The 25,222-nt window shown below is 70.0% G+C and carries 26 protein-coding genes and 3 tRNA genes; 20 read left to right on the top strand and 9 right to left on the bottom strand.

Annotated elements, in window-relative coordinates; genetic code table 11:
• Positions 1-3: 3 nt before the first annotated feature.
• The 5 genes from ACIBCK_RS26225 to ACIBCK_RS26245 all read right to left on the bottom strand — a co-directional run bounded on the left by ACIBCK_RS26225 (position 4) and on the right by ACIBCK_RS26245 (position 6,962).
• Complete coding sequence (locus ACIBCK_RS26225; RefSeq protein ID WP_399394115.1) at positions 4-1,101, bottom strand: 2-oxoacid:ferredoxin oxidoreductase subunit beta; 1,098 nt, start codon at positions 1,099-1,101, stop codon at positions 4-6.
• The gene (locus tag ACIBCK_RS26230) at positions 1,094-3,025 is read right to left on the bottom strand and encodes a 2-oxoacid:acceptor oxidoreductase subunit alpha (protein WP_399394117.1); all 1,932 of its coding nucleotides are present in this window, start codon (positions 3,023-3,025) and stop codon (positions 1,094-1,096) included. The genes ACIBCK_RS26225 and ACIBCK_RS26230 overlap by 8 nt, the downstream gene beginning before the upstream one ends.
• Before the next feature lie 264 nt (positions 3,026-3,289).
• Positions 3,290-3,967, bottom strand: coding sequence for a LuxR C-terminal-related transcriptional regulator (locus tag ACIBCK_RS26235; RefSeq protein ID WP_399394119.1), 678 nt, complete (start codon positions 3,965-3,967; stop codon positions 3,290-3,292).
• A gap of 224 nt (positions 3,968-4,191) precedes the next feature.
• Positions 4,192-5,550, bottom strand: a complete 1,359-nt coding sequence (locus ACIBCK_RS26240; protein ID WP_399394121.1) for a sensor histidine kinase — start codon at positions 5,548-5,550, stop codon at positions 4,192-4,194.
• A 149-nt stretch (positions 5,551-5,699) separates the two neighbouring features.
• Positions 5,700-6,962 carry a sensor histidine kinase gene (locus ACIBCK_RS26245; RefSeq protein ID WP_399394123.1) on the bottom strand — a complete coding sequence of 421 codons (1,263 nt, stop codon included), beginning with the start codon at positions 6,960-6,962 and terminating at the stop codon, positions 5,700-5,702.
• 219 nt (positions 6,963-7,181) lie between these two features.
• Here ACIBCK_RS26245 and ACIBCK_RS26250 point away from each other — a divergent pair, with 219 nt between their 5' ends.
• From ACIBCK_RS26250 to ACIBCK_RS26310, 13 genes are all read left to right on the top strand, one after another.
• The gene (locus ACIBCK_RS26250) at positions 7,182-7,571 is read left to right on the top strand and encodes an NADH-quinone oxidoreductase subunit A (RefSeq protein ID WP_266863289.1); all 390 of its coding nucleotides are present in this window, start codon (positions 7,182-7,184) and stop codon (positions 7,569-7,571) included.
• Positions 7,562-8,233, top strand: a complete 672-nt coding sequence (locus tag ACIBCK_RS26255) for an NADH-quinone oxidoreductase subunit B (RefSeq protein ID WP_399394125.1) — start codon at positions 7,562-7,564, stop codon at positions 8,231-8,233. The genes ACIBCK_RS26250 and ACIBCK_RS26255 overlap by 10 nt, the downstream gene beginning before the upstream one ends.
• The gene (locus ACIBCK_RS26260) at positions 8,230-9,651 is read left to right on the top strand and encodes an NADH-quinone oxidoreductase subunit C (RefSeq protein WP_399394127.1); all 1,422 of its coding nucleotides are present in this window, start codon (positions 8,230-8,232) and stop codon (positions 9,649-9,651) included. The genes ACIBCK_RS26255 and ACIBCK_RS26260 overlap by 4 nt, the downstream gene beginning before the upstream one ends.
• Positions 9,648-10,616, top strand: coding sequence for an NADH-quinone oxidoreductase subunit H (locus tag ACIBCK_RS26265; RefSeq protein WP_399394129.1), 969 nt, complete (start codon positions 9,648-9,650; stop codon positions 10,614-10,616). Before ACIBCK_RS26260 ends, ACIBCK_RS26265 begins: the two co-directional genes overlap by 4 nt.
• Positions 10,616-11,218: a NuoI/complex I 23 kDa subunit family protein gene (locus tag ACIBCK_RS26270; protein ID WP_399394131.1), complete on the top strand. Its 603-nt coding sequence runs from the start codon at positions 10,616-10,618 to the stop codon at positions 11,216-11,218. The genes ACIBCK_RS26265 and ACIBCK_RS26270 overlap by 1 nt, the downstream gene beginning before the upstream one ends.
• Positions 11,215-11,964, top strand: coding sequence for an NADH-quinone oxidoreductase subunit J (locus ACIBCK_RS26275; RefSeq protein ID WP_399394133.1), 750 nt, complete (start codon positions 11,215-11,217; stop codon positions 11,962-11,964). Before ACIBCK_RS26270 ends, ACIBCK_RS26275 begins: the two co-directional genes overlap by 4 nt.
• The gene (nuoK, locus tag ACIBCK_RS26280; RefSeq protein ID WP_399394135.1) at positions 11,964-12,359 is read left to right on the top strand and encodes an NADH-quinone oxidoreductase subunit NuoK; all 396 of its coding nucleotides are present in this window, start codon (positions 11,964-11,966) and stop codon (positions 12,357-12,359) included. The genes ACIBCK_RS26275 and nuoK overlap by 1 nt, the downstream gene beginning before the upstream one ends.
• The gene (locus ACIBCK_RS26285) at positions 12,356-14,350 is read left to right on the top strand and encodes an NADH-quinone oxidoreductase subunit L (RefSeq protein ID WP_399394137.1); all 1,995 of its coding nucleotides are present in this window, start codon (positions 12,356-12,358) and stop codon (positions 14,348-14,350) included. The genes nuoK and ACIBCK_RS26285 overlap by 4 nt, the downstream gene beginning before the upstream one ends.
• Positions 14,351-14,356: 6 nt before the next feature.
• Positions 14,357-15,964, top strand: a complete 1,608-nt coding sequence (locus ACIBCK_RS26290) for a NuoM family protein (RefSeq protein WP_399394139.1) — start codon at positions 14,357-14,359, stop codon at positions 15,962-15,964.
• The gene (locus tag ACIBCK_RS26295) at positions 15,961-17,499 is read left to right on the top strand and encodes an NADH-quinone oxidoreductase subunit N (RefSeq protein WP_399394141.1); all 1,539 of its coding nucleotides are present in this window, start codon (positions 15,961-15,963) and stop codon (positions 17,497-17,499) included. Before ACIBCK_RS26290 ends, ACIBCK_RS26295 begins: the two co-directional genes overlap by 4 nt.
• A gap of 187 nt (positions 17,500-17,686) precedes the next feature.
• Positions 17,687-18,550 (top strand): zinc metalloprotease HtpX, encoded by an 864-nt coding sequence (gene htpX, locus ACIBCK_RS26300; RefSeq protein ID WP_399394143.1) that lies wholly within the window; start codon positions 17,687-17,689, stop codon positions 18,548-18,550.
• On the top strand, positions 18,547-18,939 hold the full coding sequence (locus ACIBCK_RS26305; RefSeq protein ID WP_399394145.1) for a YccF domain-containing protein: 393 nt from the start codon (positions 18,547-18,549) through the stop codon (positions 18,937-18,939). The genes htpX and ACIBCK_RS26305 overlap by 4 nt, the downstream gene beginning before the upstream one ends.
• A 151-nt stretch (positions 18,940-19,090) precedes the next feature.
• A complete protein-coding gene (locus ACIBCK_RS26310) occupies positions 19,091-19,357 on the top strand; it encodes a GlsB/YeaQ/YmgE family stress response membrane protein (protein WP_399394147.1) in 267 nt (88 codons plus the stop codon).
• A gap of 145 nt (positions 19,358-19,502) precedes the next feature.
• Here ACIBCK_RS26310 and ACIBCK_RS26315 read toward each other — a convergent pair whose 3' ends face one another.
• Positions 19,503-19,991, bottom strand: a complete 489-nt coding sequence (locus ACIBCK_RS26315; protein ID WP_393473025.1) for a YajQ family cyclic di-GMP-binding protein — start codon at positions 19,989-19,991, stop codon at positions 19,503-19,505.
• A 222-nt stretch (positions 19,992-20,213) separates the two neighbouring features.
• Here ACIBCK_RS26315 and ACIBCK_RS26320 point away from each other — a divergent pair.
• A tRNA-Tyr gene (locus ACIBCK_RS26320) sits at positions 20,214-20,295 on the top strand.
• Between the two features lie 77 nt (positions 20,296-20,372).
• Positions 20,373-20,591 (top strand): hypothetical protein, encoded by a 219-nt coding sequence (locus tag ACIBCK_RS26325; RefSeq protein WP_399394610.1) that lies wholly within the window; start codon positions 20,373-20,375, stop codon positions 20,589-20,591.
• 49 nt (positions 20,592-20,640) lie between these two features.
• On the opposite strand, the gene ACIBCK_RS26330 is transcribed toward ACIBCK_RS26325, so the two are convergent.
• The 3 genes from ACIBCK_RS26330 to ACIBCK_RS26340 form a co-directional block, all read right to left on the bottom strand.
• On the bottom strand, positions 20,641-21,018 hold the full coding sequence (locus ACIBCK_RS26330) for a nuclear transport factor 2 family protein (protein WP_399394149.1): 378 nt from the start codon (positions 21,016-21,018) through the stop codon (positions 20,641-20,643).
• 97 nt (positions 21,019-21,115) lie between these two features.
• The gene (locus ACIBCK_RS26335) at positions 21,116-21,772 is read right to left on the bottom strand and encodes an SDR family oxidoreductase (protein WP_399394151.1); all 657 of its coding nucleotides are present in this window, start codon (positions 21,770-21,772) and stop codon (positions 21,116-21,118) included.
• Positions 21,773-21,880: 108 nt separating this feature from the next.
• A complete protein-coding gene (locus tag ACIBCK_RS26340; protein ID WP_399394153.1) occupies positions 21,881-23,176 on the bottom strand; it encodes an amidohydrolase family protein in 1,296 nt (431 codons plus the stop codon).
• 527 nt (positions 23,177-23,703) lie between these two features.
• Between ACIBCK_RS26340 and ACIBCK_RS26345 the strand changes: the two genes are divergently transcribed.
• The 5 genes from ACIBCK_RS26345 to ACIBCK_RS26365 all read left to right on the top strand — a co-directional run bounded on the left by ACIBCK_RS26345 (position 23,704) and on the right by ACIBCK_RS26365 (position 25,148).
• A tRNA-Thr gene (locus tag ACIBCK_RS26345) sits at positions 23,704-23,776 on the top strand.
• A 48-nt stretch (positions 23,777-23,824) separates the two neighbouring features.
• Positions 23,825-23,897, top strand: a tRNA-Met gene (locus ACIBCK_RS26350).
• Positions 23,898-23,988: 91 nt separating this feature from the next.
• A complete protein-coding gene (rpmG, locus tag ACIBCK_RS26355; protein ID WP_004571794.1) occupies positions 23,989-24,153 on the top strand; it encodes a 50S ribosomal protein L33 in 165 nt (54 codons plus the stop codon).
• 97 nt (positions 24,154-24,250) lie between these two features.
• Complete coding sequence (locus tag ACIBCK_RS26360; protein WP_399394155.1) at positions 24,251-24,715, top strand: MaoC family dehydratase N-terminal domain-containing protein; 465 nt, start codon at positions 24,251-24,253, stop codon at positions 24,713-24,715.
• 4 nt (positions 24,716-24,719) lie between these two features.
• Positions 24,720-25,148, top strand: coding sequence for a MaoC family dehydratase (locus ACIBCK_RS26365; protein WP_399394157.1), 429 nt, complete (start codon positions 24,720-24,722; stop codon positions 25,146-25,148).
• Positions 25,149-25,222 lie beyond the last annotated feature (74 nt).

A 25,222-nucleotide genomic window follows, 5' to 3' on the forward strand; every position in this document is an offset into this window, starting at 1 on the left:
GAGCTAGCCGACGACGGTCCAGGTGTCGCCGCCCGCGAGGAGTGCGGCGAGGTCGCCCTTGCCGTTCTGTTCGATGGCGGTGTCGAGCTGGTCGGACATCAGGGTGTCGTAGACCGGGCGTTCGACGTTGCGGAAGACGCCAATGGGGGTGTGGTGCAGGGTGTCGGGGTCGGCGAGGCGGGACAGCGCGAAGGCCAGCGTCGGTGAGGTGGAGTGCGCGTCGTGGACCAGGATCTGGGACTCGGTCTCGGGCGTGACGGGGACGACCTTGAGGTCTCCGGTGGCCGGGTCGCGTACGACGCCCTTGGAACCGAGTCCGCTCTCCAGCGGGGCCCCGAAGCGGATGGGCTGCCCGTGCTCCAGGCGGATCACCGCCTCCTCGGCCTGCTGTTTGTCCTTCAACACCTCGAAGGCGCCGTCGTTGAAGATGTTGCAGTTCTGGTAGATCTCCACCAGGGCGGTGCCGGGGTGCTCGGCGGCTTCGCGCAAGACGCTGGTGAGGTGCTTGCGGTCGGAGTCCACCGTCCGCGCCACGAACGACGCCTCCGCGCCGATCGCGAGGGAGACCGGGTTGAAGGGCGCGTCCAGGGAGCCCATCGGCGTCGACTTGGTGATCTTGCCGACTTCGGAGGTGGGGGAGTACTGGCCCTTGGTCAGTCCGTAGATCCGGTTGTTGAAGAGCAGGATCTTGAGGTTGACGTTGCGGCGCAGGGCGTGGATGAGGTGGTTGCCGCCGATGGACAGCGCGTCGCCGTCTCCGGTGACGACCCATACGCTCAAGTCCCGTCGCGATGAGGCGAGTCCGGTGGCGATGGCGGGGGCGCGGCCGTGGATGGAGTGCATCCCGTAGGTGTTCATGTAGTACGGGAAGCGGCTGGAGCAGCCGATGCCCGAGACGAAGACGATGTTCTCCTTGGCCAGGCCCAGTTCGGGCATGAAGCCCTGCACGGCCGCCAGGACCGCGTAGTCACCGCAGCCGGGGCACCAACGCACCTCCTGATCGGACTTGAAGTCCTTCATGGACTGCTTGGCCTCGGCCTTGGGCACCAGTGAGAGCGCTTCGATCGTGCTCCCGGGGCCTTCGGTCTTCGTGTCAGCCATTGATGGCCTCCTTGAGAGCCGTGGCGAGCTGCTCGGCCTTGAACGGCATGCCGTTGACCTGGTTGTACGAGACCGCGTCCACGAGGTACTTGGCGCGGAGGAGGGTGGCGAGCTGCCCGAGGTTCATCTCGGGGATCACCACCTTGTCGTAACGCTTGAGGACCTCGCCCAGGTTCCGCGGGAAGGGGTTGAGGTGGCGCAGATGGGCCTGCGCCACGCTCTGACCGGTCGCCCGCAGGCGCCGTACCGCCGCGGTGATGGGCCCATAGGTCGAACCCCAGCCCAGGACGAGCAGCGTGGCGTCCCCGCTCGCGTCGTCGACCTCCAGGTCGGGGACCTGAATGTTGTCGATCTTGGCCTGGCGGGTGCGGACCATGAAGTCGTGGTTGGCGGGGTCGTAGGAGATGTTGCCGGTGCCGTCCTGCTTCTCGATGCCGCCGATACGGTGCTCCAGGCCGGGCGTGCCGGGAATCGCCCACGGACGGGCCAGCGTGTGCGGATCACGCTTGTAGGGCCAGAAGACCTCGGTGCCGTCGTCCTGGGTGTGATTGGTTCCCGAGGCGAACTGCACCCGCAGGTCGGGCAGTTCGTCGGTGTCCGGGATGCGCCAGGGCTCGGAGCCGTTGGCCAGATAACCGTCCGAGAGCAGGAACACCGGCGTGCGGTAGGTGACCGCGATCCGCGCCGCCTCGATCGCGGCGTCGAAGCAGTCGGCCGGCGTCATCGGCGCCACGATCGGCACCGGCGCCTCACCATTGCGCCCGAACATCGCCTGCAGCAGATCCGCCTGCTCGGTCTTCGTCGGCAACCCGGTCGACGGTCCCCCGCGCTGGATGTCCACGATCAGCAGCGGCAGCTCAAGAGACACCGCGAGACCGATCGTCTCCGACTTCAGCGCCACACCCGGCCCCGAGGTCGTGGTCACCGCCAGCGACCCGCCGAACGCCGCCCCCAGCGCCGCACCGATCCCCGCGATCTCGTCCTCGGCCTGGAAGGTGCGCACGCCGAAGTTCTTGTGCTTGGACAGCTCGTGCAGGATGTCGGAGGCCGGAGTGATCGGATACGAGCCCAGATAGAGCGGCAGGTCCGCCTGCCGGCCCGCCGCGATCAACCCGTAGGACAGTGCCAGGTTCCCCGAGATGTTGCGGTAGGTGCCGGTCGGGAAGGCCTGGGAGGCCGGAGCGACCTCGTAGGAGACCGCGAAGTCCTCGGTCGTCTCGCCGAAGTTCCAACCCGCGTGGAACGCGGCGATGTTGGCCTCCGCGATGTCCGGCTTCTTGGCGAACTTCGTCCGCAGGAACTTCTCGGTGCCCTCGGTCGGCCGGTTGTACATCCACGACAGCAACCCCAGCGCGAACATGTTCTTGCTGCGGCCCGCGTCCTTGCGCGAAAGGTCGAACTCCTTGAGCGCCTCCACCGTCAGCGTCGTCAGCGGCACCGGGTGGACGCTGTAACCGTCCAGCGAACCGTCCTCCAGCGGGGATGCCTCGTAGCCGACCTTCTGCATCGCCCGTTTGGAGAACTCGTCCGTGTTGACGATGATCTCCGCACCCCGCGGCACATCGGCGATGTTCGCCTTCAGCGCCGCCGGGTTCATCGCGACCAGGACGTTCGGCGCGTCGCCCGGCGTGAGGATGTCGTGGTCGGCGAAGTGCAGCTGAAAGGACGACACGCCCGGTAGGGTCCCGGCAGGAGCACGGATCTCGGCGGGAAAGTTCGGCAACGTCGACAGGTCGTTGCCGAAGGACGCCGTCTCCGAAGTGAACCGGTCACCGGTGAGCTGCATACCGTCACCCGAGTCACCCGCGAAGCGAATGATCACCCGGTCCAGACGGCGTACTTCCTTCTCACCAGCATGCTTGCGCTGCTCTCCGACGACTGCCCCATCGGCCTGCTCTGCTGGGCTACTGACCTGGCTGGTCACTGAACTGGACCTCCCTCGGGCGGCTGAGCGGGAAGGGCTGGGCGACCGGCCTTCCCAAGGCCCACCCTACGTCGGTAAGGGTCGCCTTCCTGGGGTGGATCGCATGATGGACGCGATTTTGAGATGCGCATATGCCCCAGTTTGCCGTGCTGTGCCCCGCCTCCCCGGCTGCCATGGAAGACGCCCCCCGCTCATCCTTTGGTTCTAGGACTGCTCTTGCTGATACCTCTAGTGGCACTCAATAACTGACACGGCGTCAGATTGCTAGGAGTTGAGATAGGTGAGGACCGCAAGCACGCGCCGGTGGTCCCCGTCGCTCTGCGAGAGCCCCAGCTTCAGGAAGATGTTGCTGACGTGCTTCTCGACCGCACCGTCGCTCACCACCAACTGCCGGGCCACCGCCGAGTTCGTCCGCCCCTCGGCCATCAGGCCGAGTACCTCGCGTTCGCGTGGAGTAAGCCCCGCGAGGACGTCCTGCTTGCGGCTGCGGCCCAGCAGCTGCGCCACGACCTCCGGGTCGAGCGCGGTGCCGCCCTCCGCGACACGCACCACGGCGTCCACGAACTCGCGGACCTCGGCGACGCGGTCCTTGAGCAGATAGCCGACGCCACGGCTGGACCCGGCGAGCAGTTCGGTGGCGTACTGCTCCTCGACATACTGCGAGAGGACGAGCACCCCGAGCCCCGGGAACTGGTGGCGCAGATGCACCGCGGCGCGCACTCCCTCGTCGGTGTGCGTCGGCGGCATCCGCACGTCGGCGACGACGACGTCGGGCAGCTCGCCCGCCGAGGAGAGTTCGTTGATCGTCTTGATCAGCGCGTCCGCGTCGCCCACCCCCGCGACGACGTCGTGCCCGCGGTCGGTCAGCAACCGGGTCAGGCCCTCCCTGAGCAGCACCGAATCCTCGGCGATGACGACCCGCACTTTGTCCTCCACGTTCATGGCCCCCCGGCATATGTGGTTCTGGTTGTCCCCCGGCGCCTTGGTATCGGCACCTCAGTATCGCGCGTACGAACGCCCACGAAGGGGCGTTACGGCGTTCATGGACAACCGCTTGCCGTGCTCGCTGACCGCGCGGCACGGCAGCACCCACCCGATCTCCCGCGCCGCGGGGTGATCGGGTGGGTGGGAAAGATCCGCCGCGAGGCGGCGGGACGGGCCGACGGCTATGCCCGCCAGGGCAGTTCGGCAGTCACCGTCGTGGGCCCGCCCGCAGGGGAATCCACCACCAGAATCCCGTCGACCGCGTCGAGCCGCTCGGCGAGCCCGGCGAGACCGGAGCCACCGGTGACATCCGCGCCCCCGGCCCCGTCGTCGGAGACCTGGAGCATCAGCCGGTCCTCGACCTGCCACACGTCGACCGAACCGCGCGACGCCCGCGCGTGCTTGCTGATGTTCTGCAGGAGCTCGGAGACCGTGAAGTACGCGATGCCCTCGATCGCGGCGGCGGGACGCGCGGGCAGGTCCACCTCGACCTGGACCGGAACCGTGCACCGGGCGGCGAGCGCGGAGAGCGCCGCATCCAGGCCGCGGTCGGTCAGGACGGCGGGGTGGATGCCGCGGGCCAGGTCACGCAGCTCCTGGAGGGCCACCTTCACCTCGCCGTGCGCCTCTCCCACCATGCGCGCCGCGGCCTCCGGGTCCTCCGTCAGCTTCTCCTTGGCCAGGCCGAGGTCCATGGCGAGTGCCACCAGGCGTGCCTGCGCGCCGTCGTGCAGGTCGCGCTCGATACGGCGCAGGTCGGCCGCGGCGGTGTCCACGACGACGCCGCGGTCCGACTCCAGCTCGACGACGCGCGTGGCCAGGCTCGACGGGCCGAGCAGACCGGCCACCATGAGGCGGTCGACGGTGGTCAGGGCCCGGATGATCCAGGGCGTGGCGAGCGTGATCAGCAGGCCGGTCAGGGCGGTGACGCCGATCTCGAAGGGGTTGTCCAGGTAGATCTGGTGACCGTTGTCGCGGTAGAGCTGGATGCCGTTCTGGCCGCCGTAGACCGGGAAGAGCCACTGCCACAGCGGGTACGTGAGCATCGCCCAGCCGTACGTCCAGAACACCACCGACACGGTGAAGGAGAAGACCGCCCAGGGCATGTGGAGGATGCAGTAGAGGACGTGCCGCCAGGAGACTCCGCTCTTGAGCGCGGCGCCCATCCACGCCATGGGCCCGCCGCCGCTCTTGGGCCGCAGCGGCTCAGGTGCGGCCACCTCGACGCCCAGGAGCGCCCGCGCCCGCACCCGCTCCAGCGAGCCGAAGCTGCGGCAGGCGGCGAGCCCGGCGGCCAGTACCGGAATGCCGATGAACGTGACCAGCAGACCGCCGCCCAGCGACAGCATCGTGACCGCGAACACGAACGTGACGATGCTGATCGGCAGGCTCAGGAGCACATAGCCGAACTCCTTCCAGGCACGGGCCTCGATGGGCGCGCGCAGCCCGGCGGGAAGACGGCGCCGCCGCTCATCGAGGTCGGATCCCCGGAACTCCGAACGGTTCATGCGTCCGTACTCCTGTCCGTACTCCGTGGCCATCGGTGTCGTCCGTTTCTGCTCGGTCGTGCGCTGCTCGGTCGTGCGCTTCTTCTCGGGTCACGCGCTGGTTCGGCGTCGTACCTCAAGAGTGCTGGCCGCAGGTGATCCGGACCATGTGGTGCGTAGGTGTCTTGAACCGGGGGTTTTCCCTACCCCCGGGGCCCCCGGGACCCCCGCGCGACCTGCTCCTGGCCGTGGCCCTGGCCCTGGCTCTGGCTCTGGCCCTGCTCCCGGTCCCGCCACGGCAGTTCCGCCGTGATCGTCGTGGGGCCGCCCTCCGGCGACTCGATCACGAACAGGCCGTCGACCGCGCCGAGCCGGTCCGCGAGCCCCGCCATACCCGTGCCCCCGTCCAGGCCGGCGCCGCCCCGGCCGTCGTCCCACACCTGGATGAGCAGCCGCTGGTCGCTCCGCCACACGTCCACGGACGCCGTACGGGCCCCGCTGTGCTTGCTCACGTTCTGCAGGAGCTCGGAGACCGTGAAGTACGCGATGCCCTCGATCGCGGCGGCCGGGCGCGCCGGCAGATCGGCGGTCACCTTCACCGGGACCGTGCACCGCGAGGCCACCGAGGAGAGCGCGGCATCCAGGCCACGGTCGGTCAGGACGGCGGGGTGGATGCCGCGGGCCAGGTCACGCAGCTCCTGGAGGGCGAGCTTCACCTCGCCGTGCGCCTCGTCGACCATCGCCGCCACGGTGTCGTCGGCCTGGCCCTCCAGGAGTTTCTCCTTGGCCAGACCGAGACCCATGGCGAGGGCCACCAGTCGTGCCTGCGCGCCGTCGTGCAGATCGCGCTCGATGCGGCGCAGGTCGGCCGCGGCCGTGTCGACGACGACGCCACGGTCCGACTCCAACTCCACGATGCGCCGCTCCAGTTCGTCGGAGGGCGAGAGCAGCCCGCGCGCCATCGCGCGGTCGGCGTTGGTCAGGCCGCGCACGATGTAGGGGAGCACGGGCCAGAACACGAAGAGCCCGGTCAGGGTGACGGTGAACGTCACCACGCCCCAGGGCAGCCGCATGAACGAGTACAGCATCGTGCGCCAGCCGACCGGATCCTTCAGGCTCGACCACAGCCAGCTGAAGAAGCCGTGCCCGCGCTGCTTCGGCATCGGGCTCGGCTCGTCGATCCGCAGCCCGAGCAGCTTGCGCGCCCGCGCCCGCTCCGCCCTGCCGAGCAGCCGCGCGCCGAGCAGCGCGCCCGCGAGCAGCGGCAGACCGACGACCGTCACGGCGAGACCGCAGCCGGCCGCGAGCGTCACGACCACGTAGACGAAACCGGCCACACCGATCGGCAGGTTGGCGAGGAGATGCGCGATCTCCTTCCAGGTCCGCCCGTCGTACGCCGCGAAGCGGGCGGGGGGCGGCGGCGAGGACGTGGTGGATGTGGCTGAGGACGTGGCGCGTGCGGTCATAAGCGCCAGGGTGCACGGCTTGTCGCGGCGATGCCATGAGGAGGACCGCCCGGACACTCGGGGGATATCCCCACCTGTGGGTGGAAGGCCGTGGGGGATCAGTCCTTGCCGATGCGTGACGCTCTGCTTACCTCACCTTTAGCAGGCCCTAGACTCCCGTGCGTACAGATCGTCGAACAGTGCTGAGTGTCAGAGGCGGTCAGGGAGTGAGGGGCTGACGTGCACGTGACGAACGTCGCGGCGAGCTACTACCAGTCGTACTCCGTCGTCGGACTGCTCGCCGTCGTCGGCGTGCTGTTCGTCGCCGTCGCCTTCGGCGCGGGGCGGCTGTTGCGCCCCGTCGTGCCGACACCCGAGAAGCTCCTGACGTACGAGTGCGGCGTCGACCCGGTCGGCGAGGGCTGGGCGCACACCCAGGTCCGCTACTACGTCTACGCGTTCCTCTACGTCATCTTCGCCGTCGACTCGATCTTCCTCTTTCCCTGGGCGACGGTTTTCGCCGCGCCCGGCTACGGTGCGACGACGCTGGTGGAGATGTTCATCTTCCTCGGCTTCCTGACCGTGGGCCTGCTGTACGCATACAAGAAGGGCGTCCTCACATGGACGTGACCCCGGAGCGTCCTCGCACCGACGTCACCCCGGAGCCCGTGCTCCTGCCCGAGCCGACCGTGCTCCCCACGCCCGAGCCGCAGAAGCTGGGCGTGCTGTCGCGGCTGGCCCCCGAACCGATGAAGGTGGTCCTCAACTGGGGCCGCCGGTACTCGCTGTGGGTCTTCAACTTCGGCCTCGCCTGCTGCGCCATCGAGTTCATCGCCGCCTCCATGGCCCGGCACGACTTCATCCGGCTCGGCGTGATCCCGTTCGCACCGGGCCCGCGCCAGGCCGACCTGATGGTCGTCTCCGGCACGGTCACGGACAAGATGGCCCCGGCCGTGAAGCGCCTGTACGAGCAGATGCCCGAGCCCAAGTACGTCATCTCCTTCGGCGCCTGCTCCAACTGCGGCGGCCCGTACTGGGATTCGTACGCGGTGACCAAGGGCGTCGACCAGATCATCCCGGTCGACGTGTACGTACCGGGCTGCCCGCCCCGCCCCGAGGCGCTGCTCCAGGGCATCCTCAAGCTCCAGGAGAAGATCGCGGCGGAGTCGCTCGGCGAGCGGTACGGGCGCGGGAAGGGCAACGGCAGCCGTCCTTCGACGGCGGCTCTCCGGAGCGGACTTGTGAAGCCGCCGGTGCCGGGCGAGGCCGTGGCGAAGGAGGAGCAGGCATGACGGGCTGGCTGCCGAGCGCCGTCGAGGAGCTCTTCGGCGCGGACGCCACGGCGGACGAGTCGTACGACCTCTTGACGGTCGACGTCCCGCCGAGCTCGTGGATCGCGGCGCTCGAAACCGCGCGCACGACCCTGACCTGCACCTACTTCGACTGGCTGAGCGCCGTCGACGAGCCGGGCACGGGCTTCCACGTCTCGACCCACGTCGTCGCCCTGGCTCCCGTACGTCGCCTCCTCATCCGTACGACCGTTCCGCACGACGCCCCGGTCCTGCCGACGGCGGTCGATGTCTACGCGGGCGCGGCATGGCACGAGCGCGAGACGCACGAGATGTTCGGCGTGGCTTTCGAGGGCCACCCGCATCTGGTCCCGCTGCTCCTCCCCGACACCTTCGAAGGCCACCCCCTGCGCAAGGACTTCGTCCTGGCGGCCCGGGTCGCCAAGGCATGGCCCGGTGCGAAGGAACCGGGGGAGTCGGAGCACGGCGGGCCCAAGCGCCGCCAGATGCTGCCGCCCGGCGTACCCGACCCGAACGAATGGGGCCCCCTCAAGGGCCAACTCCCGGCGGCCCCGGCCCGCCCGGCCCGCGGCGCGGCCCGCGCGGCGGGCGACCGTCCCGTACGCCGGGCACGCACGGCGGGGGAGGGCTCGGCCAGCCAGACGCCAACTGCCGGGCCGGAGCCCACCCCGACCCCGCGCCGTTCGCGGAGCGCGAGCCAGGGGTCGGCGTCGCAGCGACCGGAGGGGGAGGGGCCCGCTGGGGCCGTTCCGGCACGGGAGACTCCGGCTGTTCCGGCGCCGGAGACACCGGCCGTTCCGGCACCGGAGACACCGGCCGTTCCGGCACCGGAGGCGAAGCCCGAAGCTGCTCCGGGGCCGGAGGCGAAGCCCGAGCCGTCGGCACCTGCTTCCGACGCTCCGTGGCACCAGGCCCGCCCGGCGTTCGACGCGAGCGAGGGGGTGAGCGGCGAGGCAAGCGGTGAGGCAAGCGGTGAGGCGGCACCGGCTACGGAAGCCGAGCCCGGCACTGGTACTAGTACTGACCCCGGCGCCGTAACTGCTAAGCCGGAGCCTGCTAAGGCGGCCGAGTCCGAGCCTGCCGGGCCGGAGTCGGCAAAGCCGGAGCCTGCCAAGCCGGAGTCGGCCAAGTCCGGGCCTGCCAAGCCCGAGCCTGCCGAGCCGGAGTCAGCCAAGTCCGGACTTGCAGAGCCGGAGTCGGCCGGGCCGGAGCCTGCCGGGCCGGAGTCAGCCAAGTCCGGGCCTGCCAAGCCCGAGCCTGCCGAGCCGGAGTCGGAGTCGGCCAAGTCCGCCCCTGCCAAGCCGGAGTCGGCCAAGCCCGAGCCCACCAGGCCCGACCCCGTGAAGCCCGCCCCAACCAAGCCCGACGATGAAGCCCACCGCCAAGGAGGCTCGGAGTGACCGACGTGCTCGACGTCACCCTGCGCCTGCTCATCGTCTTCGCCGTCTTCCTCGTCCTTCCCCTGGTCGTCGGCCAGACCGAACACAAGGTCATGGCCCATATGCAGGGCCGCCTCGGCCCCATGCACGCGGGCGGCTTCCACGGCTGGGCCCAGCTCGTCGCCGACGGCGTGAAGTTCGCGCAGAAGGAAGACGTCGTACCGGCCAAGGCCGACCGGCGTATCTTCCAGCTCGCCCCCGCCGTCGCCCTGCTGCCGTACCTCCTCGTCCTGGTCGCCATCCCGATCGGCCCGAGCGAAGGCGCCGTCGGCCAACTCGTCGACGCGGGCATCTTCTTCGTGCTCGCGGTCATGGGCGTCGGCGTACTCGGCTCGCTCATGGCGGGCTGGGCCAGCGCCAACAAGTTCTCCCTCCTCGGCGGCCTGCGCACCGCGGCCCAGCTCCTGGCGTACGAACTCCCGATGCTGCTCGCCGCGGCCTCGGTCGCGATGGCCGCCGGGACGGTCTCGCTGCCCGGCATCCTGAACGCCTTCGAGTGGTGGTGGCTGCCCTGGCAGATCGTCGGCGCCCTGGTCTTCTTCATCGCGGGCCTCGCCGAACTCCAGCGCCCGCCGTTCGACATGCCGGTCGCCGACTCGGAGATCATCTTCGGTGCGTACACCGAGTACACGGGCCTGCGCTTCGCCCTCTTCCTCCTCGCCGAGTACGCCGGAATCGTCGTACTCTGCGGCCTCACCACCGTCCTCTTCCTCGGCGGCTGGCACGGCCCCTGGGGCGCCGACGGCCTCGGCTGGGTCTGGACCCTCCTGAAGACCGGACTGCTCGCCTTCGTCGTGATCTGGCTCCGCGTCAGTTACCCCCGTCTCCGCGAGGACCAGCTCCAGAAGCTCTCCTGGACCCTCCTCGTCCCGCTCGCCCTCGCGCAGATCGCGCTCACCGGCATCGTGAAGGTGGCGATCAACTGATGGCTCCCATCCCCGGGTCCGGCCTGGCCAAGGGCCTCGCCGTCACCCTCCGCACGATGACGAAGAAGACCGTCACCGAGCAGTACCCGGAGCACCAGCCCGAACTCCCGCCCCGCACCCGCGGCGTCATCGGGCTCTTCGAGGAGAACTGCACGGTCTGCATGCTCTGCGCCCGCGAGTGCCCGGACTGGTGCATCTACATCGACTCCCACAAGGAGACGGTCCCGCCGGCCGTCGAGGGCGGCCGCGAGCGCAGCCGCAACGTCCTCGACCGTTTCGCCATCGACTTCTCCCTCTGCATGTACTGCGGCATCTGCATCGAGGTCTGCCCCTTCGACGCACTGTTCTGGTCCCCGGAGTTCGAGTACGCCGAGACCGACATCCACGAACTCACCCACGAGCGCGACAAGCTCCGCGACTGGATGTGGACGGTCCCCGCCCCGCCGGCCCTCGACCCCGCGGCCGAGGACCCAAAGGAGATCGTCACCGCCCGCAAGACAGCGGAGAAGCTGGCCGCCGCGCAGGAAGCGGAAGCCGCGGCCCAGGCAGCTGAAGCCGCCGCACAGCAGGCCGAAGCCACCGGACCGGAGGGAGACGCGTGACCCTCGCAGCCACCGCCACCTCCCTGGCGGCCAACGCCCCCCAAGGCTTCCTCTCCCCGAAGGGAGTGGAGATCGCCTTCCTCCTGGTCGGCCTCGTCACCCTCGGCTCGGCGATCGTCACCGTCACCACCAAGCAGCTGGTGCACGCAGCCCTGTGGCTCGTGGCGACGCTCGGCGGCCTGGCCGTCGAGTACCTCCTGCTCACCGCCGAGTTCATCGCCTGGGTGCAGGTCCTGATCTACGTAGGCTCCGTCGTCGTACTCCTCCTCTTCGGTCTGATGCTGACCCGGGCCCCCATCGGCCGCTCCCCGGACGCCGATTCGGGCAACCGCCCGGTCGCGCTCGCGGTGGCCGTCGTCGCTGCGGGCCTGCTGGTCTGGGTGGTCGTCGACGCCTTCCGGACGGAGTGGATCGACCTCGACCGCGCCGCCGACGAAGCCCAGGGCTCCACCGCGGTGACCGGAGAGTTCCTCTTCCGGCACTGGGTGCTGCCCTTCGAAGCGCTCTCTGTCCTGCTCCTCGCCGCGCTGGTCGGCGCGATCGTCCTCTCCCGCAGGAACGCCCGCATGACCCGCCTGAACGGCACCCCCGGCGACACCCCCACGACAGGCACCCCCGGAGCAGGCCCCACGTCAGGCGCCCCGGCCCAGAGCCGCCCGTCAGATGCCGCCGCCGAAAGCCGCCCGACCGGCCCGGCCGCCGAAAGCCGTCCGACCGGTGCCGCCGGCGACAAGGAGCAGCGCTGATGCACCTCGCCTATCCCGCCGTCCTGGCCGTCCTCCTCTTCTGCGTGGGCCTGTACGGAGTGCTCGCCCGCCGCAACGCGATCCTGGTCCTGATGTCCGTCGAGCTCATGCTCAACGCCGTCAACCTCAACCTGGTCGCCTTCGACGTCTGGCTCCGCGACGCCCTCCACTCCGGCCAGGCCCTGACCCTCTTCACCATCGCCATCGCCGCGGCGGAGATCGGCATCGGCCTCGCGATCGTCCTGGCGGTCTACCGCAACCGCGGCTCCTCCGCCGTCGACGACCTCCGCGACACCGCCGAGGGCCCCGACGACCCCGATGACGATGACGACGGCGATGACCCCGCCTCGGCACAGCAGTCGCAGAAGTCGCAGAAGGCTGAGGCCACCGCGTGACCACGACCACCCTCGCCGTACTCGTCCCCCTCCTGCCGTTCCTCGGTGCCGTCGCCGGTCTGCTGCTCGGCCGCACCGTCCCCGGCCTCGTACGCCCCCTCGCGGTCCTGCCCACTCTGGTGGCGCTGGTCATCGCCGTCCTGGTCGCCGTCCGCCACGGCGGCGGCGCCGACATCGACTCCGCCACCGAGCTCACCCCGACCGGCTCGGTCCCCATCGAACTCGCCCTGCACATCGACGGCTTCGCCGCCCTCGTCGCCGTCCTGGTCGGCGTCGTCGCCTCGTGCGTGCAGATCTACTCGACGGGCTACCTGCGCGACGACCCGCGCTACCCCTCGTACGCCGCTCTCGTCTCCCTCTTCACCTCCGCGATGCTGCTCGTCGTCTACTCCGGCGACCTGATGGTGCTCCTGGTCGGCTGGGAGATCATGGGCATCTGCTCGTACTTCCTCGTCGGCCACTACTGGGAGACGCCCGAAGCCCGCGCCGCCTCCCTCAAGGCCTTCCTGGTCACCAAGCTCGGCGATGTCCCCTTCCTGATCGGCCTGTTCGCGCTCGCCGTCGACGCGGGGTCCTTCCGCATCACGACCGTCCTCGCGACGGTCGCGGGCGAAGACCTCGACCACCCGACGCTGATCGCCTTGCTGCTCCTCGCCGGTGTGGCGGGCAAGTCCGCGCAGTTCCCGCTGCACACCTGGCTGCCCGACGCGATGGCGGGCCCCACGCCCGTCTCCGCGCTCATCCACGCAGCGACGATGGTCGCCGCCGGTGTCTACTTCGTGGCCCGCCTCCTCCCGGTCTTCGCCGCCTCGTCGGCGGCGCTGGTCGTCCTCGCCGTCATGGCCGCCGTCACGATGGCCGGTTCGGCCCTCGCGGCGCTCGCCCAGGACGACATCAAGCGCGTCCTCGCCTACTCGACGATCGGCCAGCTCGGCTATCTGACCGGCGCCCTCGCCGTCGGCGACCGCGGCGCCGCCGTCTTCCACCTCCTGTCGCACGGCGCCTTCAAGGCGCTCCTCTTCCTCGGCGCCGGCGTGATCATCCACGCCGCCGGCACCAACTCCCTCGCCGCGATGTCCCGCATGAAGGGCCTGCGCGACCGCGTCCCCGACGCCTTCTGGACGATGACCGTGGCGCTCCTCGCGCTCGCCGCGATCCCGCCCTTCAGCGGCTTCTTCTCCAAGGAAGCCGTCCTGGGCGCCGCCGAGCACGCCGCCACAGGACACTCCGAGACCGCCCCCACCGTGGCGGGCTGGATCGTCCTGATCGCCGGTCTGCTTACCGCCCTCCTCACCGCCGCCTACGCGACGCGTCTGTGGCTGCTCGCCTTCAACGGCCAGGGCCCCGAAGCCCCGGACCACGGCCGCCAGCCCATCACCATGACCGCCGTGCTCTGGGTGCTCGCCGTCCCCTCGCTCGCCTTCGGCCTCACCGTCGGCGTCCTGCCGGACTGGTTCGACGGCCACTCGCTCACCCCGACCCTCACCACCTCCGTCCTCGGCACGGGACTCGCCCTCGTCGGCGGACTCGTCACGTACGGAGCGTGGCGGCACACCACGGCTCTCGCCGTCCGCCACCCGATGGGCGCGGTCGCCGCCGACACGGGCGCCGACGGAGGCCTGGTCGAGGCCGAGGCCATCGCCTCGCACGCCCCCGCCTACGGAGACGTGGCCCAGGCCCACGACCCGGCCGACCCCGGCCGCCTCCTGCTCGGCCCGCTGCACCGGCACGCCGCCGTCGGCTTCCACCTCGACGCCGTCTACGCCGCCCTGTTCGTGCGTCCCGTCCAGGCCGCCGCGCGCCTCGTCCGGTTCCTCGACCGCGAGGTCGTCGACACGTACGTACGCGGCGCGGGCACCGCACCCCGCTGGCTCGGCGCGGCGGTCCGCCGCGCGCAGACCGGCAACGTGCAGACCTACCTGAGCGCGCTGCTCGCAGGCACCGTCGTCCTGGCTGTCGCCGCCGTCCTCGTCGCCACCGCCGGAGCGTGAGCAGCCGTGATCGATATCAGTGAATCCGTGATGCAGCTTCTTCTCGCGTTGATCGTGGTCGTCCCGCTCATCGGCGCCGTCGCCGCCCTGCTCCCGGCCCCGCCCGGACTGAAGGGGAAGTCGCCCGACCAGGCGGTGCTCCGCCACGGCGTGGTCGTGACCGGCGTGATCCTCATCGCCGCGATCGTCCTCGCGCTCGGCTTCGACCATGACCATCCGTCAAAGATGCAGGCCACGACCGATATCAGCTGGATCCCCGCACTCGACGTGCGCATCCACCTCGGCATCGACGGCATCTCGCTCCCCCTCCTGGTCCTGACCGCGCTCCTGACCTTCCTCTGCGCGATGTACAGCTATTTCAAAATGCCGACCGGGCCGTCCCCCAAGGCATTTGTGGCGCTGATCCTCGTGCTCGAGTCCGGCACCCTCGCGACCTTCGCCGTCCTCGATCTGCTGCTGTTCTTCCTGGCGTTCGAGATGGTCCTCATCCCGATGTACTTCCTCATCGCACGCTGGGGCGGCGCCCAACGCACGCAAGCCGCCTGGAAGTTCATCCTCTACACGCTTCTCGGCTCCGTCGTGATGCTGCTCGGTCTCCTCCTCATCGGCCTCAAGTCCGGCACCTTTGACATGGTGGCACTCGCCACTGACAACGGCCCTCGCCTGAGCACATCCGTGCAGGTCATCGCCGTTCTGGCGATCGGGATCGGGCTCGCGGTCAAGACGCCGATGTGGCCGCTGCACAGCTGGCTGCCGGACGCGCACACCGCCGCGCCGACCGTCGGCTCGGTCCTGCTGGCCGGCGTGCTGCTGAAGATGGGCACGTACGGCTTCGTCCGGATCCTGCTGCCGATCACGCCCGACGGAATGCAGACCTTCGCGCCGTACCTCGCGGCCTTCGCGGTCGTCGGGATCATCTACGGATCGCTCGCCTGCCTCGCCCTCGCCAAGCAGGGCGCGAAGGGCGACCTCAAGCGCCTCATCGCGTACTCGTCCGTGGGCCACATGGGCTTCGTGCTTCTCGGCATCTCGACGATGAGCCCGACCGGCGTGAACGGCGCGCTGTTCGCCAACATCGCGCACGGCCTCATCACCGGCCTGCTGTTCTTCCTCGTCGGCGCGCTGAAGGACCGCACCGGCACCAGCGACCTCGACACCCTCGCTCAGGAATCGGGCGCCGCGCTCTACGGCAAGGCACCCCGCCTCGGCGGCCTCCTCGCCTTCGGCGCGGTCGCCTCGCTCGGCCTGCCGGGCCTGGCCGGGTTCTGGGGCGAAATGCTCGCCCTGTTCGGCGCGTTCAAGCCCGCCGAGGGACTCAGCCGCCCCGCCTTCCTCACCTTCATGGCGATCGCCGCCGTCGGCACCCTGCTCACTGCCGCCTACATGCTCATCGTCGTACGCCGCGTCTGCATGGGCCCGACGACTCAGGGTCCGCAGGGTTCCAAGGGTGCGGTCGAGCCCGAAACCCCGGCGCTCGCCGACGTCCAGGGCTATGAATTCGCCGCCTGGACTCCGCTCGTCGCCCTCACCGTCCTCGCCGGACTCTGGCCCGCCGCTCTGCTCGGCCTCACCGACCCGGCCGTGCAGCAGCTCCTCTCAGGAGGCAAGTCGTGACCGTGGCCGCCGAAAGCGCCGCCGGCGTCGTCCAGTCCGTCGACTGGCTCGCGATCGCTCCGCCCACCATCGCGGCGGTCGTCGGTCTCCTCGTGCTCGTCGTCGACCTCTTCGTTGGCGACAAGAAGAAGGCGCTGCTCGGCTGGATCTCCGTGGCGGGCCTCGCCGTCGCCGCGCTCTCCCTGCTGCCGATCCTCAACGACGACCGGTCGACCTTCTGCCTGACCGGTGGCGCGGAGGCCTGCAGCTACACCGCCGACCGCTTCACACTCGTCATCCAACTGCTCGTCATCGGCGGCGCCCTGCTGGCCGCGCTGCTCTCGATCAGCACACTCAAGGACGCGAACGGCACCGCCAAGGAACTCCCCGAAGGGGAGTTCTGGTTCCTGCTGCTCTCCTCCGCGGCGGGCGCCGCGCTGCTGCCCGCCTCGCGTGACCTCGCCACGCTCGTCGTCGCCCTGGAAGTGGCCTCCCTCCCCGCCTTCGCGCTCGTCGGCCTCAGGCACGGCGACAAGCGGTCATCCGAAGCGGCCCTGAAGTTCTTCCTCTCCTCCGTCACCGCGACCGCCGTGACGCTGATGGGCGTCAGCTTCGTGTACGCCGCGACCGGCACCCTCCACCTCACGGAGATCGCCGAGAAGCTCCAGCACGTCGACGGGCAGCTGGACACCCTCGCCCAGGCCGGCGTCGCCCTCACCCTCGTCGGCTTCGCCTTCAAGGTGGCCGCCGTGCCCTTCCACTTCTGGGTGCCCGACACCTACGTAGGCGCTCCCTTGCCGGTGGCGGCCTACCTCTCGGTCGTCGGTAAGGCGGTGGGCTTCACCGGCCTGATCCTGGTCACCGTCGTCGCCTTCCCCTCGTACGCGGACGTGTGGGGGCCGGCCCTCGCCGTGCTCGCCGCCCTCACCATGACCGCGGGCAACGTGGCGGCGCTGCGCCAACAGGCCACGCGCGCGTACAGCGCGGTCCGCCTGCTCGCCTGGTCCTCGGTCGGCCAGGCGGGATACCTCCTGGTGCCGATCGCCGCGGCCGGATACGCCGACAACCCCGCCGAGGCCGAGAAGGCCGTCGGCTCCACCGTCGCGTACGCCCTCATGTACGCGGCCGTGAACCTCGGCGCCTTCGCCGTAGCCGCGCTCGTCGGCCGTACGCAGCGCCTGAACCGCGTCAGCGACTACCGGGGCCTGTACGCGCGAAGCCCCCTTGCGGCCCTGGTGCTCGGCTTCTTCCTGCTCTGCCTCGCGGGACTCCCGCCGGGCATCATCGGCCTCTTCGCAAAGGTCACCGTCTTCTCCGCGGCGGTCGACGCGGGCCTCGGCTGGCTGGCCGTGGTGATGGCCGCGAACGTGGTGATCGCGCTCTTCTACTACCTCCAGTGGACCGCGCTGCTGTTCCGAGCCCCCGAGGGCGAGCCGGTCAAGCACCGCGTCCCGGCACCCCTCACGGCGGCCATCGCCCTGACCGCGGTTCTCGGCATCGCGCTCTCCGGAGCGCCGCAACTCGTCCTGAGGTTCTCCGACACCGGCCTCTTCTGACGCGTTCCGGTCCCCGTGGGGCCCGCTCGGCCATCACCCGAGCGGCCCACACCGCTCCTGCGCGGCTCCTGCGCGCACAAGGGAACTAGTGCTCCCCGCCTGGCGTTGACCAGTACGGGAGGGTCCACTGAAGAGTGGAAGCACCAGTAGACAGAGGGTTCCCCCACGCACCACAGGAGGGCGTACCGTGCACCGCCGGCACAACGGGCTGAAGACCGCCGTACTCCTCGGGGGACTGTCCGCTCTCATCCTCGTCATCGGCAGTTTCTTCGGACGTACGGGCCTGATCGTCGCGCTCTTCGTGGCGCTCGGCACCAACGCGTACGCGTACTGGAACAGCGACAAGCTCGCCCTGCGCGCCATGCGCGCGCGCCCGGTGAGCGAGTTCGAGGCCCCCGAGCTGTATCGCATGGTCCGCGAGCTCTCCACCCAGGCCCGCCAGCCCATGCCCAGGCTCTACATCTCACCCACCGAGGCGCCGAACGCCTTCGCGACGGGCCGCAACCCCCGTAACGCGGCGGTGTGCTGCACCGACGGCATCCTGCGCCTCCTCGACGAGCGCGAGCTGCGCGGCGTCATCGGCCACGAGCTCAGCCACGTCTACAACCGCGACATCCTGATCTCATCGGTCGCCGGCGCACTCGCCTCAGTGATCATGTTCCTGGTCAACTTCGCCTGGCTGATCCCGATCGGCAGGTCGAACGACAACGAAGGCCCCGGCATCTTCGGCATGCTCCTGATCATGCTCCTCGGCCCGCTCGCCGCCTCCATCATCCAGCTCGCGATCAGCCGCTCCAGGGAGTACGAGGCCGACGCGTCCGGCGCACAGCTCACAGGGGACCCACTGGCCCTCGCGAGCGCCCTGCGCAAGCTCGAGGCGGGCACGAAGCAGCTGCCGCTGCCGCCCGAGCCACGCCTTGAGACGGCAAGTCACATGATGATTGCGAACCCTTTCCGTCCGGGGCAGGGCATGTCCAAGATGTTCTCCACGCATCCGCCGATGGCGGAGCGCATTGCCCGGCTCGAGCAGATGGCAGGTCGCCAACAGTGAAGACAATCCTGAACGTCATTTGGCTCGTCCTGTGCGGCTTCTGGATGTTCCTCGCCTATCTCCTGGCCGGGGTGCTCCTGTGCATCACGGTCATCGGCATCCCCTTCGGTGTCGCCAGCTTCCGCATCGGCCGCTATGCCCTGTGGCCCTTCGGCTACACGACAGTTGAGCGTCGCGACGCGGGCGCACCGTCCTGCATCGCGAACGTCCTGTGGCTGGTCCTTGCGGGCTGGTGGCTCGCGCTCGGCCACATCGTCACGGGCCTCGCTCTCTGTGTCACGATCATCGGCATCCCGCTGGGCATCGCCAACTTCAAGCTGATCCCGGTGTCGTTGATGCCGCTCGGCCGCGAAATCGTCCGCACGGACCAGCCGTTCGCGGCGCGCTAGCGCTAGCGCGCCACCGCCGCGTGCCGAGCCGCGCCGCAGCGGCCCGTGTGTCATACACCGCACCTGGCTGATCACCGCAACCACGCCCCGCCCTCGTGTCGTCCTCCAGGACAACAGCACCAAGAAGGCACGAAGAGGGGCAGGGCACCGCATGGGCATCATCAGCTGGATCGTTCTCGGGCTGCTCGCCGGTGCCGTGGCCAAAATCCTGCTGCCCGGCCGCGACCCGGGCGGCTTCATCGGCACGACGGTCATCGGCATCGCGGGCGCCTTCATCGGCGGCTGGCTCTCCGCCCGCTATCTCGACCGCCCGATCGTCAACGACTTCTACGACGGCGCGACCTGGGCGGCGGCGATCGGCGGCTCACTCGTCCTGCTCGTCGCCTACCGCATCCTCTTCGGCCACTCACGCCGCTGAGCCACACACGCGCCAACCACGCCTCCTCAGGCGTAGTCCCCCGATCTGCGGCCAGCAGCAAGGGCGGGCACCCGATCCGGGTGCCCGCCCTTCGGCGTAATGCAACGAGCAATCACCAGTACTTACTGCTGCGTCCCTACCGCGATTACCGGTAGTTGACGAACTGCACGGCGAAGTCGAAGTCCTGCCCCTTGAGCAGCGCCTGCACGGCCTGCAGGTCGTCACGGCTCTTCGAGCTGACCCGCAGCTCTTCACCCTGGACCTGCGCCTTGACGCCCTTGGGGCCCTCATCGCGGATGATCTTGGCGACCTTCTTCGCGTTCTCCTGGGAGATGCCCTCTTCGATCGAGGCGAAGATCTTGTACTCCTTGCCGGAGAGCTGCGGCTCGCCCGCGTCCAGCGACTTCAGCGAGATGCCGCGCTTGATCAGCTTGGACTGGAAGATGTCGAGGATCGCCTTGACCCGCTCCTCGCCGTTCGCCTCCATCAGGATCTTCTCGCCGGACCAGGCGATCGAAGCGCCCGTGCCCTTGAAGTCGTAGCGCTGCGAGATCTCCTTGGCGGCCTGGTTGAGGGCGTTGTCGACCTCCTGCCGCTCGACCTTCGAGACGATGTCGAAACTGGAGTCGGCCATGTCCTGTGGCTCCTTGTATCGGGGTCTGTGTACGTCTACGTGCGTCTGCGTACCGAGCAGGTGCACGGCCTTCGGTCCCTGGCCGCACCCGCAAAGCCTAGCCACCGCCCCCGCGCCGGGCGCTGATCAATCGGGTGGCGAAGCACCCCTGTGCATCAGGTATCGTTTACGTCGTTGCCACGGAGCGCCGCCCCAAAGCGGTCGATTCCACGCAGCGACCCAGGCGGTGTGCCCGAGCGGCCAAAGGGAGCAGACTGTAAATCTGCCGGCTCAGCCTTCCCAGGTTCGAATCCTGGCGCCGCCACACGAAGGAGACCCTCTCCGATCTTGCGGAAACGCGAGTCGGAGGGGGTCTTTTCGTACGCTGAGGGCATGTCGTCCATGCCCTCCTCATCGCGTCGCAGGAACTGCCCCGAGTGCCGCCGTGAAATCGCCGTCGTCGGAGGCCGGTTCGCCCGGCATGATCCGCCGGGGGCGCGCGGCAGCGGTGACCTCGTCTCCTGTCCCGGCTCGCGCAGGCAGGCCATGCTGGGCGCCGCGCAGCCCGCTCTGGACGGTTACGCGGTCCCGGACTTCCCCGGCCAGCTCCCGCTCTTCTGAGGCGCTCTCACGGGCCTTCAGGGCCGCCTGGCGCACGTCAGGGCGGGCGTCACGGCTGGCGGACGTCCATGCGGCTCACCAGGCCGTCCGCCCGGAACGTGTAGACGTGCTCGACCGTCATCGGCGCCCAATGGTCGCCCGTCCCGTCGCGCAAGCCGGGCCGCACGGTCGCCACGACCCGCCGCCCGTCGTCGTCGAGCCGCAGCCGCTCCAGGTGCACCAGGGGGTGCATCACCGCGAACTGCCGTGCCCAGTAGGCGCGGACCGCCGCTATGCCGCGGGCGCGGGTGTTGTCCAGGAGGTTCGGCCAGTCCACGTCGGGTGCCAGGGAGCGGGGGATGAACGCATCGCGCTCTTCGGTACTGAAGACGGCGTACATCTGCCGCAAGAGGGCTTCCTGCGCGGCGGGCACATCGGAAGCAGGCATGGCGTTCCTCACGTAGGCAGTGCCTCCCAGCCAAGCACCGCCCCGCGCGCGGGGCATCCCTCAGGAGACCGACATACCCGTACGGCCTGTACGAACGTCAGTTCCCCGCAACGGACTTGACCGCCACGGACACCGGAGTGGAGCCGCTGACCAGCTCCAGCGTCAGGCCTGCCGTCGCCGACGAGTCGACGAGCTCGGCGAGGACCGCGGCCACGTCGTCCCGCGGGACAGGACCGCGTCCGGTCGATGCCTCCAGGCGTACGAGACCGGTGCCCGCGTCGTCCGTCAGCATGCCGGGGCGCAGGATCGTCCAGTCCAGGGCCTTGCGGCCGCGTACGGAGGCGTCGGCCTCGCCCTTGGCGCGCAGATAGGCGTCGAAGATCTCGTCGCCCTCGTGCGCGGGGTCGGCGCCCATCGACGACACGACCACGTAGCGCCGCACGCCCGCGCGCTCCGCCGCGTCCGCGAAGAGCACCGCCGCGTCACGGTCCACGGTGTTCTTGCGGTCGACTCCGCTGCCCGGCCCGGCGCCCGCCGCGAAGACGGCGGCGTCGGCGCCTTCCAGAAGCCCGGCGACCTCGTCTACCGACGCCGATTCCAGGTCGCACAGCGCCGCTTCAGCGCCCGCGTCCCGCAGATCGGCTTCCTGGTCGCCTCTGCGGATGATCCCGACGACCTCGTCACCCCGCGCGGCGAGCAACCGCTCGAGCCGCAGGGCGATCTGACCATGACCTCCAGCGATGACAATGCGCATGTCTCCGACCGTACGACAGCACCCGCGTGTTCGCCCCGCGCACGCGGGTGCACGTCAGGAGGTGCCGCCCGCCCTCACGCCCGCCCGCAAGCCGCCCTCAAGGTGTCTTCACGAGGGCTCCGCGCCCTTCGCCCGTCCCGGGCCGTTCCCCGCCGAACGGCCCTGCCGGGGCAGGTCGAGTGCCACGGCGGCCGCCGAATCGCAGTACTCCCGCACCGCGCTCGTCCGTGCCACCACGCGCCCCCGGTGCACCACGATGCGGCTGTACGCGAGCGAGAGCGCCCCCGAGAGATGGTCGCCGCGCACCGCGAGCAGCTCGGCGGGGAAGCCCGCCTCCACCCGGACCTGGCGCAGCCCCATCGCGGCACGCGCCGCCGAGCTGACCGCCCCGTACGCCTCCCCGGGGCGCAGCCCGCACCGCGAGGCCAGCAGGTAGGCGGCCTCCAGCGGGTCCCCGCGCCCCACGGGGTTCGACACGTCCCGCATGGCCCCGCTGCCCGCGGCGACCCGCACCCCGGCCGCCCGCAGCAGCCGTACCGGAGCCACCGCGCCCCGCCGTTCCACGCTCCCGCAGCCACCCTGCGGCAGGCACACCACCGTCACGCCGGCCGCCGCCAGCTGTTCCGCCGTTCGCGCGGCCACGTCCGACGGCAGTCGCCCGAGCCCTCCGCACGGCCCGATCGTCACCCCGGGCCGCAGCCCGCCCGCCATCGCCGCGAGCCGCCCCAGGCGAGCCGGATCGCTGCCGTCCGTGTGCAGGTCGACGGGGCAGCCGTGCTCGGCGGCCACTTCGAGCACCGCCTCCACGTAGCCGGTCGGATCGGGATCAAGGTCGGGGCAGCCGCCCACTACGGAGGCGCCCATCTTCACCGCGTCCCGCAGCATCGCGAGCCCGTCGGCACCGGCCACGCCGGTCAGCAGCCGCGGCACGGCCACGGCGGCGAGGTCGACCAGGCCGCGCAGCGAACGCCGCGCCTGCAACACCGCCTCCATCGAGGTGAGCCCCGGGACGTCGCCGATCCGCACATGCGAGCGCAGCGCCGTGGCGCCGTGCCCGAGCTGCAGCAGGGCGGCCTCGGTCGTCCGGCGCTGGACGTCGGCGAGTTCGTACGAGACGGGGCCCTCCGCGTCCGCCGACAGCGCTGTGTCGCTGTGCGCGTGTGGTTCTGCGGCGGCCGGCAGTAGGAGGTAGCCGCCGAGGTCGACACGCGTGGCGTGCGAGGTCAGGCTGCCCGCCGTGCCTACCGCTTCGATGCGCCCGGAGCCGAGCCGCACGTCCACGGTCCGGCCGTCGGTCAGCCGGGCGCCGCACAGAAGCAGCGCGGACGCGTCGGCGTCGTCCCCGGAGGAGCCGGAAGAGCCGGATGACCCGGAGGAGTGGGGCTGCGGCTGGCTGTCGGGCATCGCGCTCCTGAGGTTCGGGGGCGGCTGCGGGACCTGGCGTCGTCCGGGACGGAGGCGTCCGGGATCAGGACGCCCGAGATCACGCGGAGTGGGTCGAGCAAGATCACGCAGGGTGGGTCGAGCCTAGGACGGCGACCGGCCCTCTTCGAGGAGGAGCGGAATAGTCGTACCGGCGTGGTGCGGAGCTACGGGGGGCACTCCGCGCGCCGGGGAACGGGCCGGCCACGAGCCGCGAACAGGGGCAGGCCGCGCGCCGCGGAAGGGGCACTCCGCGCGCCGCGGATCGGCCGGGCCACGAGCCGCCGCACCACCCCGCCTTGAGCGACGGAACCACCCCGCCACGAGCGACCGAACCACCCCACCCCCAGCGACCGAACCACCCCACCCCGAGCCGCCGAACCGGTGTGGCGTGAGGCGTCGAAGTGACGTCGTGAGGCGGGCGGGACGCCTGCCGGAATGCCCCCGGACAGCCCCGGCGAAACGGATTTGGGCGATCGGCGACCGACCGTGTAATGTCTTCATCGCTCGCCCCAATAGCTCAGTCGGTAGAGCGTCTCCATGGTAAGGAGAAGGTCTGCGGTTCGATTCCGCATTGGGGCTCTGATGTCGCGTGATCCTCGCCCTCGGGCGAGGGGATCAGGCATCTGCAGCGGTGTAGCTCAGTCGGTAGAGCAAGCGGCTCATAATCGCTGTGTCACCGGTTCAAGTCCGGTCACCGCTACTGATTTGGTAGCCGATTGTGGGGTCGGACCTTCGATCGGCTACTATTTTTTTGCGTTCATCCGTCCATCCGTCCGTCAAGGAGCACTCACGTGGCTGCCACAGACGTCCGCCCGAAGATCACGCTGGCCTGCGTGGAGTGCAAGGAGCGGAACTACATCACCAAGAAGAACCGGCGTAACGACCCGGACCGTCTTGAGATGAAGAAGCACTGCCCGCGCTGCAACGCGCACACTGCGCACCGCGAAACGCGCTAGACACAGGCTCGTACACGAGGCCGTCCCCGATTTCTGGGGGCGGCCTCGCGTCGTTTACCCATACCTGTTACCCATACCTGCAGGAGGTACCGAGTCCATGGCGCTCGACCAGTCCTTCGTCGGGCGGTCCTACCCGCCCACCGATCCCTATGAGGTCGGCCGGGAGAAGATCCGTGAGTTCGCCGAGGCGGTGGGCGACGCCAACCCCGCGTACACCGACGCGGAGGCCGCCAAGGTGCTCGGGCACCCGGATGTGATCGCCCCGCCGACCTTCGTGTTCGCCATCTCGTTCAAGGCCGCGGGCAAGGTCGTCGAGGACCCGCAGCTGGGGCTCGACTACAGCCGCGTCGTGCACGGGGACCAGAAGTTCGCGTACACCCGCCCGGTGCGCGCGGGGGACCGGCTCACGGTGACCTCGACCATCGAGGCCATCAAGTCGCTCGCGGGCAACGACATCCTGGACATCCGCGGCGAGGTCCACGACGAGGCCGGCGAGCACGTCGTGACCGCCTGGACGAAGCTCGTCGCGCGTGCGGCGGAGCCTGCGGCAGAGGGAGCGTGACGCGATGACCGCCAAGATTTCGTACGACAGCGTCGAGGTCGGCACCGAGCTGACGGCCCAGAGCTTTCCCGTGACGCGCGCCACGCTCGTGCGGTACGCGGGCGCTTCCGGTGACTTCAACCCGATCCACTGGAACGAGAAGTTCGCGGTCGAGGTCGGCCTCCCCGATGTCATCGCGCACGGCATGTTCACCATGGCCGAGGCGATCCGTGTGGTGACGGACTGGGTGGGCGACCCGGCCGCCGTCGTCGAGTACGGCGTGCGCTTCACCAAGCCCGTCGTAGTTCCGAACGACGACAAGGGCGCGGTCATCGAGGTCAGCGCCAAGGTCGCCCAGAAGCTCGACGACAACCGGGTCCGCGTGGACCTGCTGGCGACCAGCGAGGGCCAGAAGGTCCTCGGTATGTCCCGCGCGGTGGTCCAGCTCGCCTGACGTTCGCGGGTTCGCAGGTCTCACAGGTAAGGGGCGTCCGCCATAGCGGACGCCCCTTATGACGCCCCCTATTT

This window comes from Streptomyces sp. NPDC051218 (genome assembly GCF_044455475.1).
Classification (GTDB): Bacteria; Actinomycetota; Actinomycetes; order Streptomycetales; family Streptomycetaceae; genus Streptomyces.

Excerpts from the sequence above, each read along its gene's own strand:
- ACIBCK_RS26225 (WP_399394115.1), bottom strand. The coding sequence starts at position 1,101 with ATGGCTGACACGAAGACCGAAGGCCCCGGGAGCACGATCGAAGCGCTC.
- ACIBCK_RS26245 (WP_399394123.1), bottom strand. The coding sequence starts at position 6,962 with ATGACCGCACGCGCCACGTCCTCAGCCACATCCACCACGTCCTCGCCG.
- ACIBCK_RS26310 (WP_399394147.1), top strand. The coding sequence starts at position 19,091 with ATGGGCATCATCAGCTGGATCGTTCTCGGGCTGCTCGCCGGTGCCGTG.
- ACIBCK_RS26260 (WP_399394127.1), top strand. The coding sequence starts at position 8,230 with ATGACGGGCTGGCTGCCGAGCGCCGTCGAGGAGCTCTTCGGCGCGGAC.
- nuoK (WP_399394135.1), top strand. The coding sequence starts at position 11,964 with ATGCACCTCGCCTATCCCGCCGTCCTGGCCGTCCTCCTCTTCTGCGTG.
- ACIBCK_RS26360 (WP_399394155.1), top strand. The coding sequence starts at position 24,251 with ATGGCGCTCGACCAGTCCTTCGTCGGGCGGTCCTACCCGCCCACCGAT.
- ACIBCK_RS26325 (WP_399394610.1), top strand. The coding sequence starts at position 20,373 with ATGCCCTCCTCATCGCGTCGCAGGAACTGCCCCGAGTGCCGCCGTGAA.
- ACIBCK_RS26270 (WP_399394131.1), top strand. The coding sequence starts at position 10,616 with ATGGCTCCCATCCCCGGGTCCGGCCTGGCCAAGGGCCTCGCCGTCACC.
- ACIBCK_RS26340 (WP_399394153.1), bottom strand. The coding sequence starts at position 23,176 with ATGCCCGACAGCCAGCCGCAGCCCCACTCCTCCGGGTCATCCGGCTCT.
- ACIBCK_RS26335 (WP_399394151.1), bottom strand. The coding sequence starts at position 21,772 with ATGCGCATTGTCATCGCTGGAGGTCATGGTCAGATCGCCCTGCGGCTC.
- ACIBCK_RS26365 (WP_399394157.1), top strand. The coding sequence starts at position 24,720 with ATGACCGCCAAGATTTCGTACGACAGCGTCGAGGTCGGCACCGAGCTG.
- ACIBCK_RS26315 (WP_393473025.1), bottom strand. The coding sequence starts at position 19,991 with ATGGCCGACTCCAGTTTCGACATCGTCTCGAAGGTCGAGCGGCAGGAG.
- ACIBCK_RS26235 (WP_399394119.1), bottom strand. The coding sequence starts at position 3,967 with ATGAACGTGGAGGACAAAGTGCGGGTCGTCATCGCCGAGGATTCGGTG.
- ACIBCK_RS26240 (WP_399394121.1), bottom strand. The coding sequence starts at position 5,550 with ATGGCCACGGAGTACGGACAGGAGTACGGACGCATGAACCGTTCGGAG.
- ACIBCK_RS26255 (WP_399394125.1), top strand. The coding sequence starts at position 7,562 with ATGGACGTGACCCCGGAGCGTCCTCGCACCGACGTCACCCCGGAGCCC.
- ACIBCK_RS26330 (WP_399394149.1), bottom strand. The coding sequence starts at position 21,018 with ATGCCTGCTTCCGATGTGCCCGCCGCGCAGGAAGCCCTCTTGCGGCAG.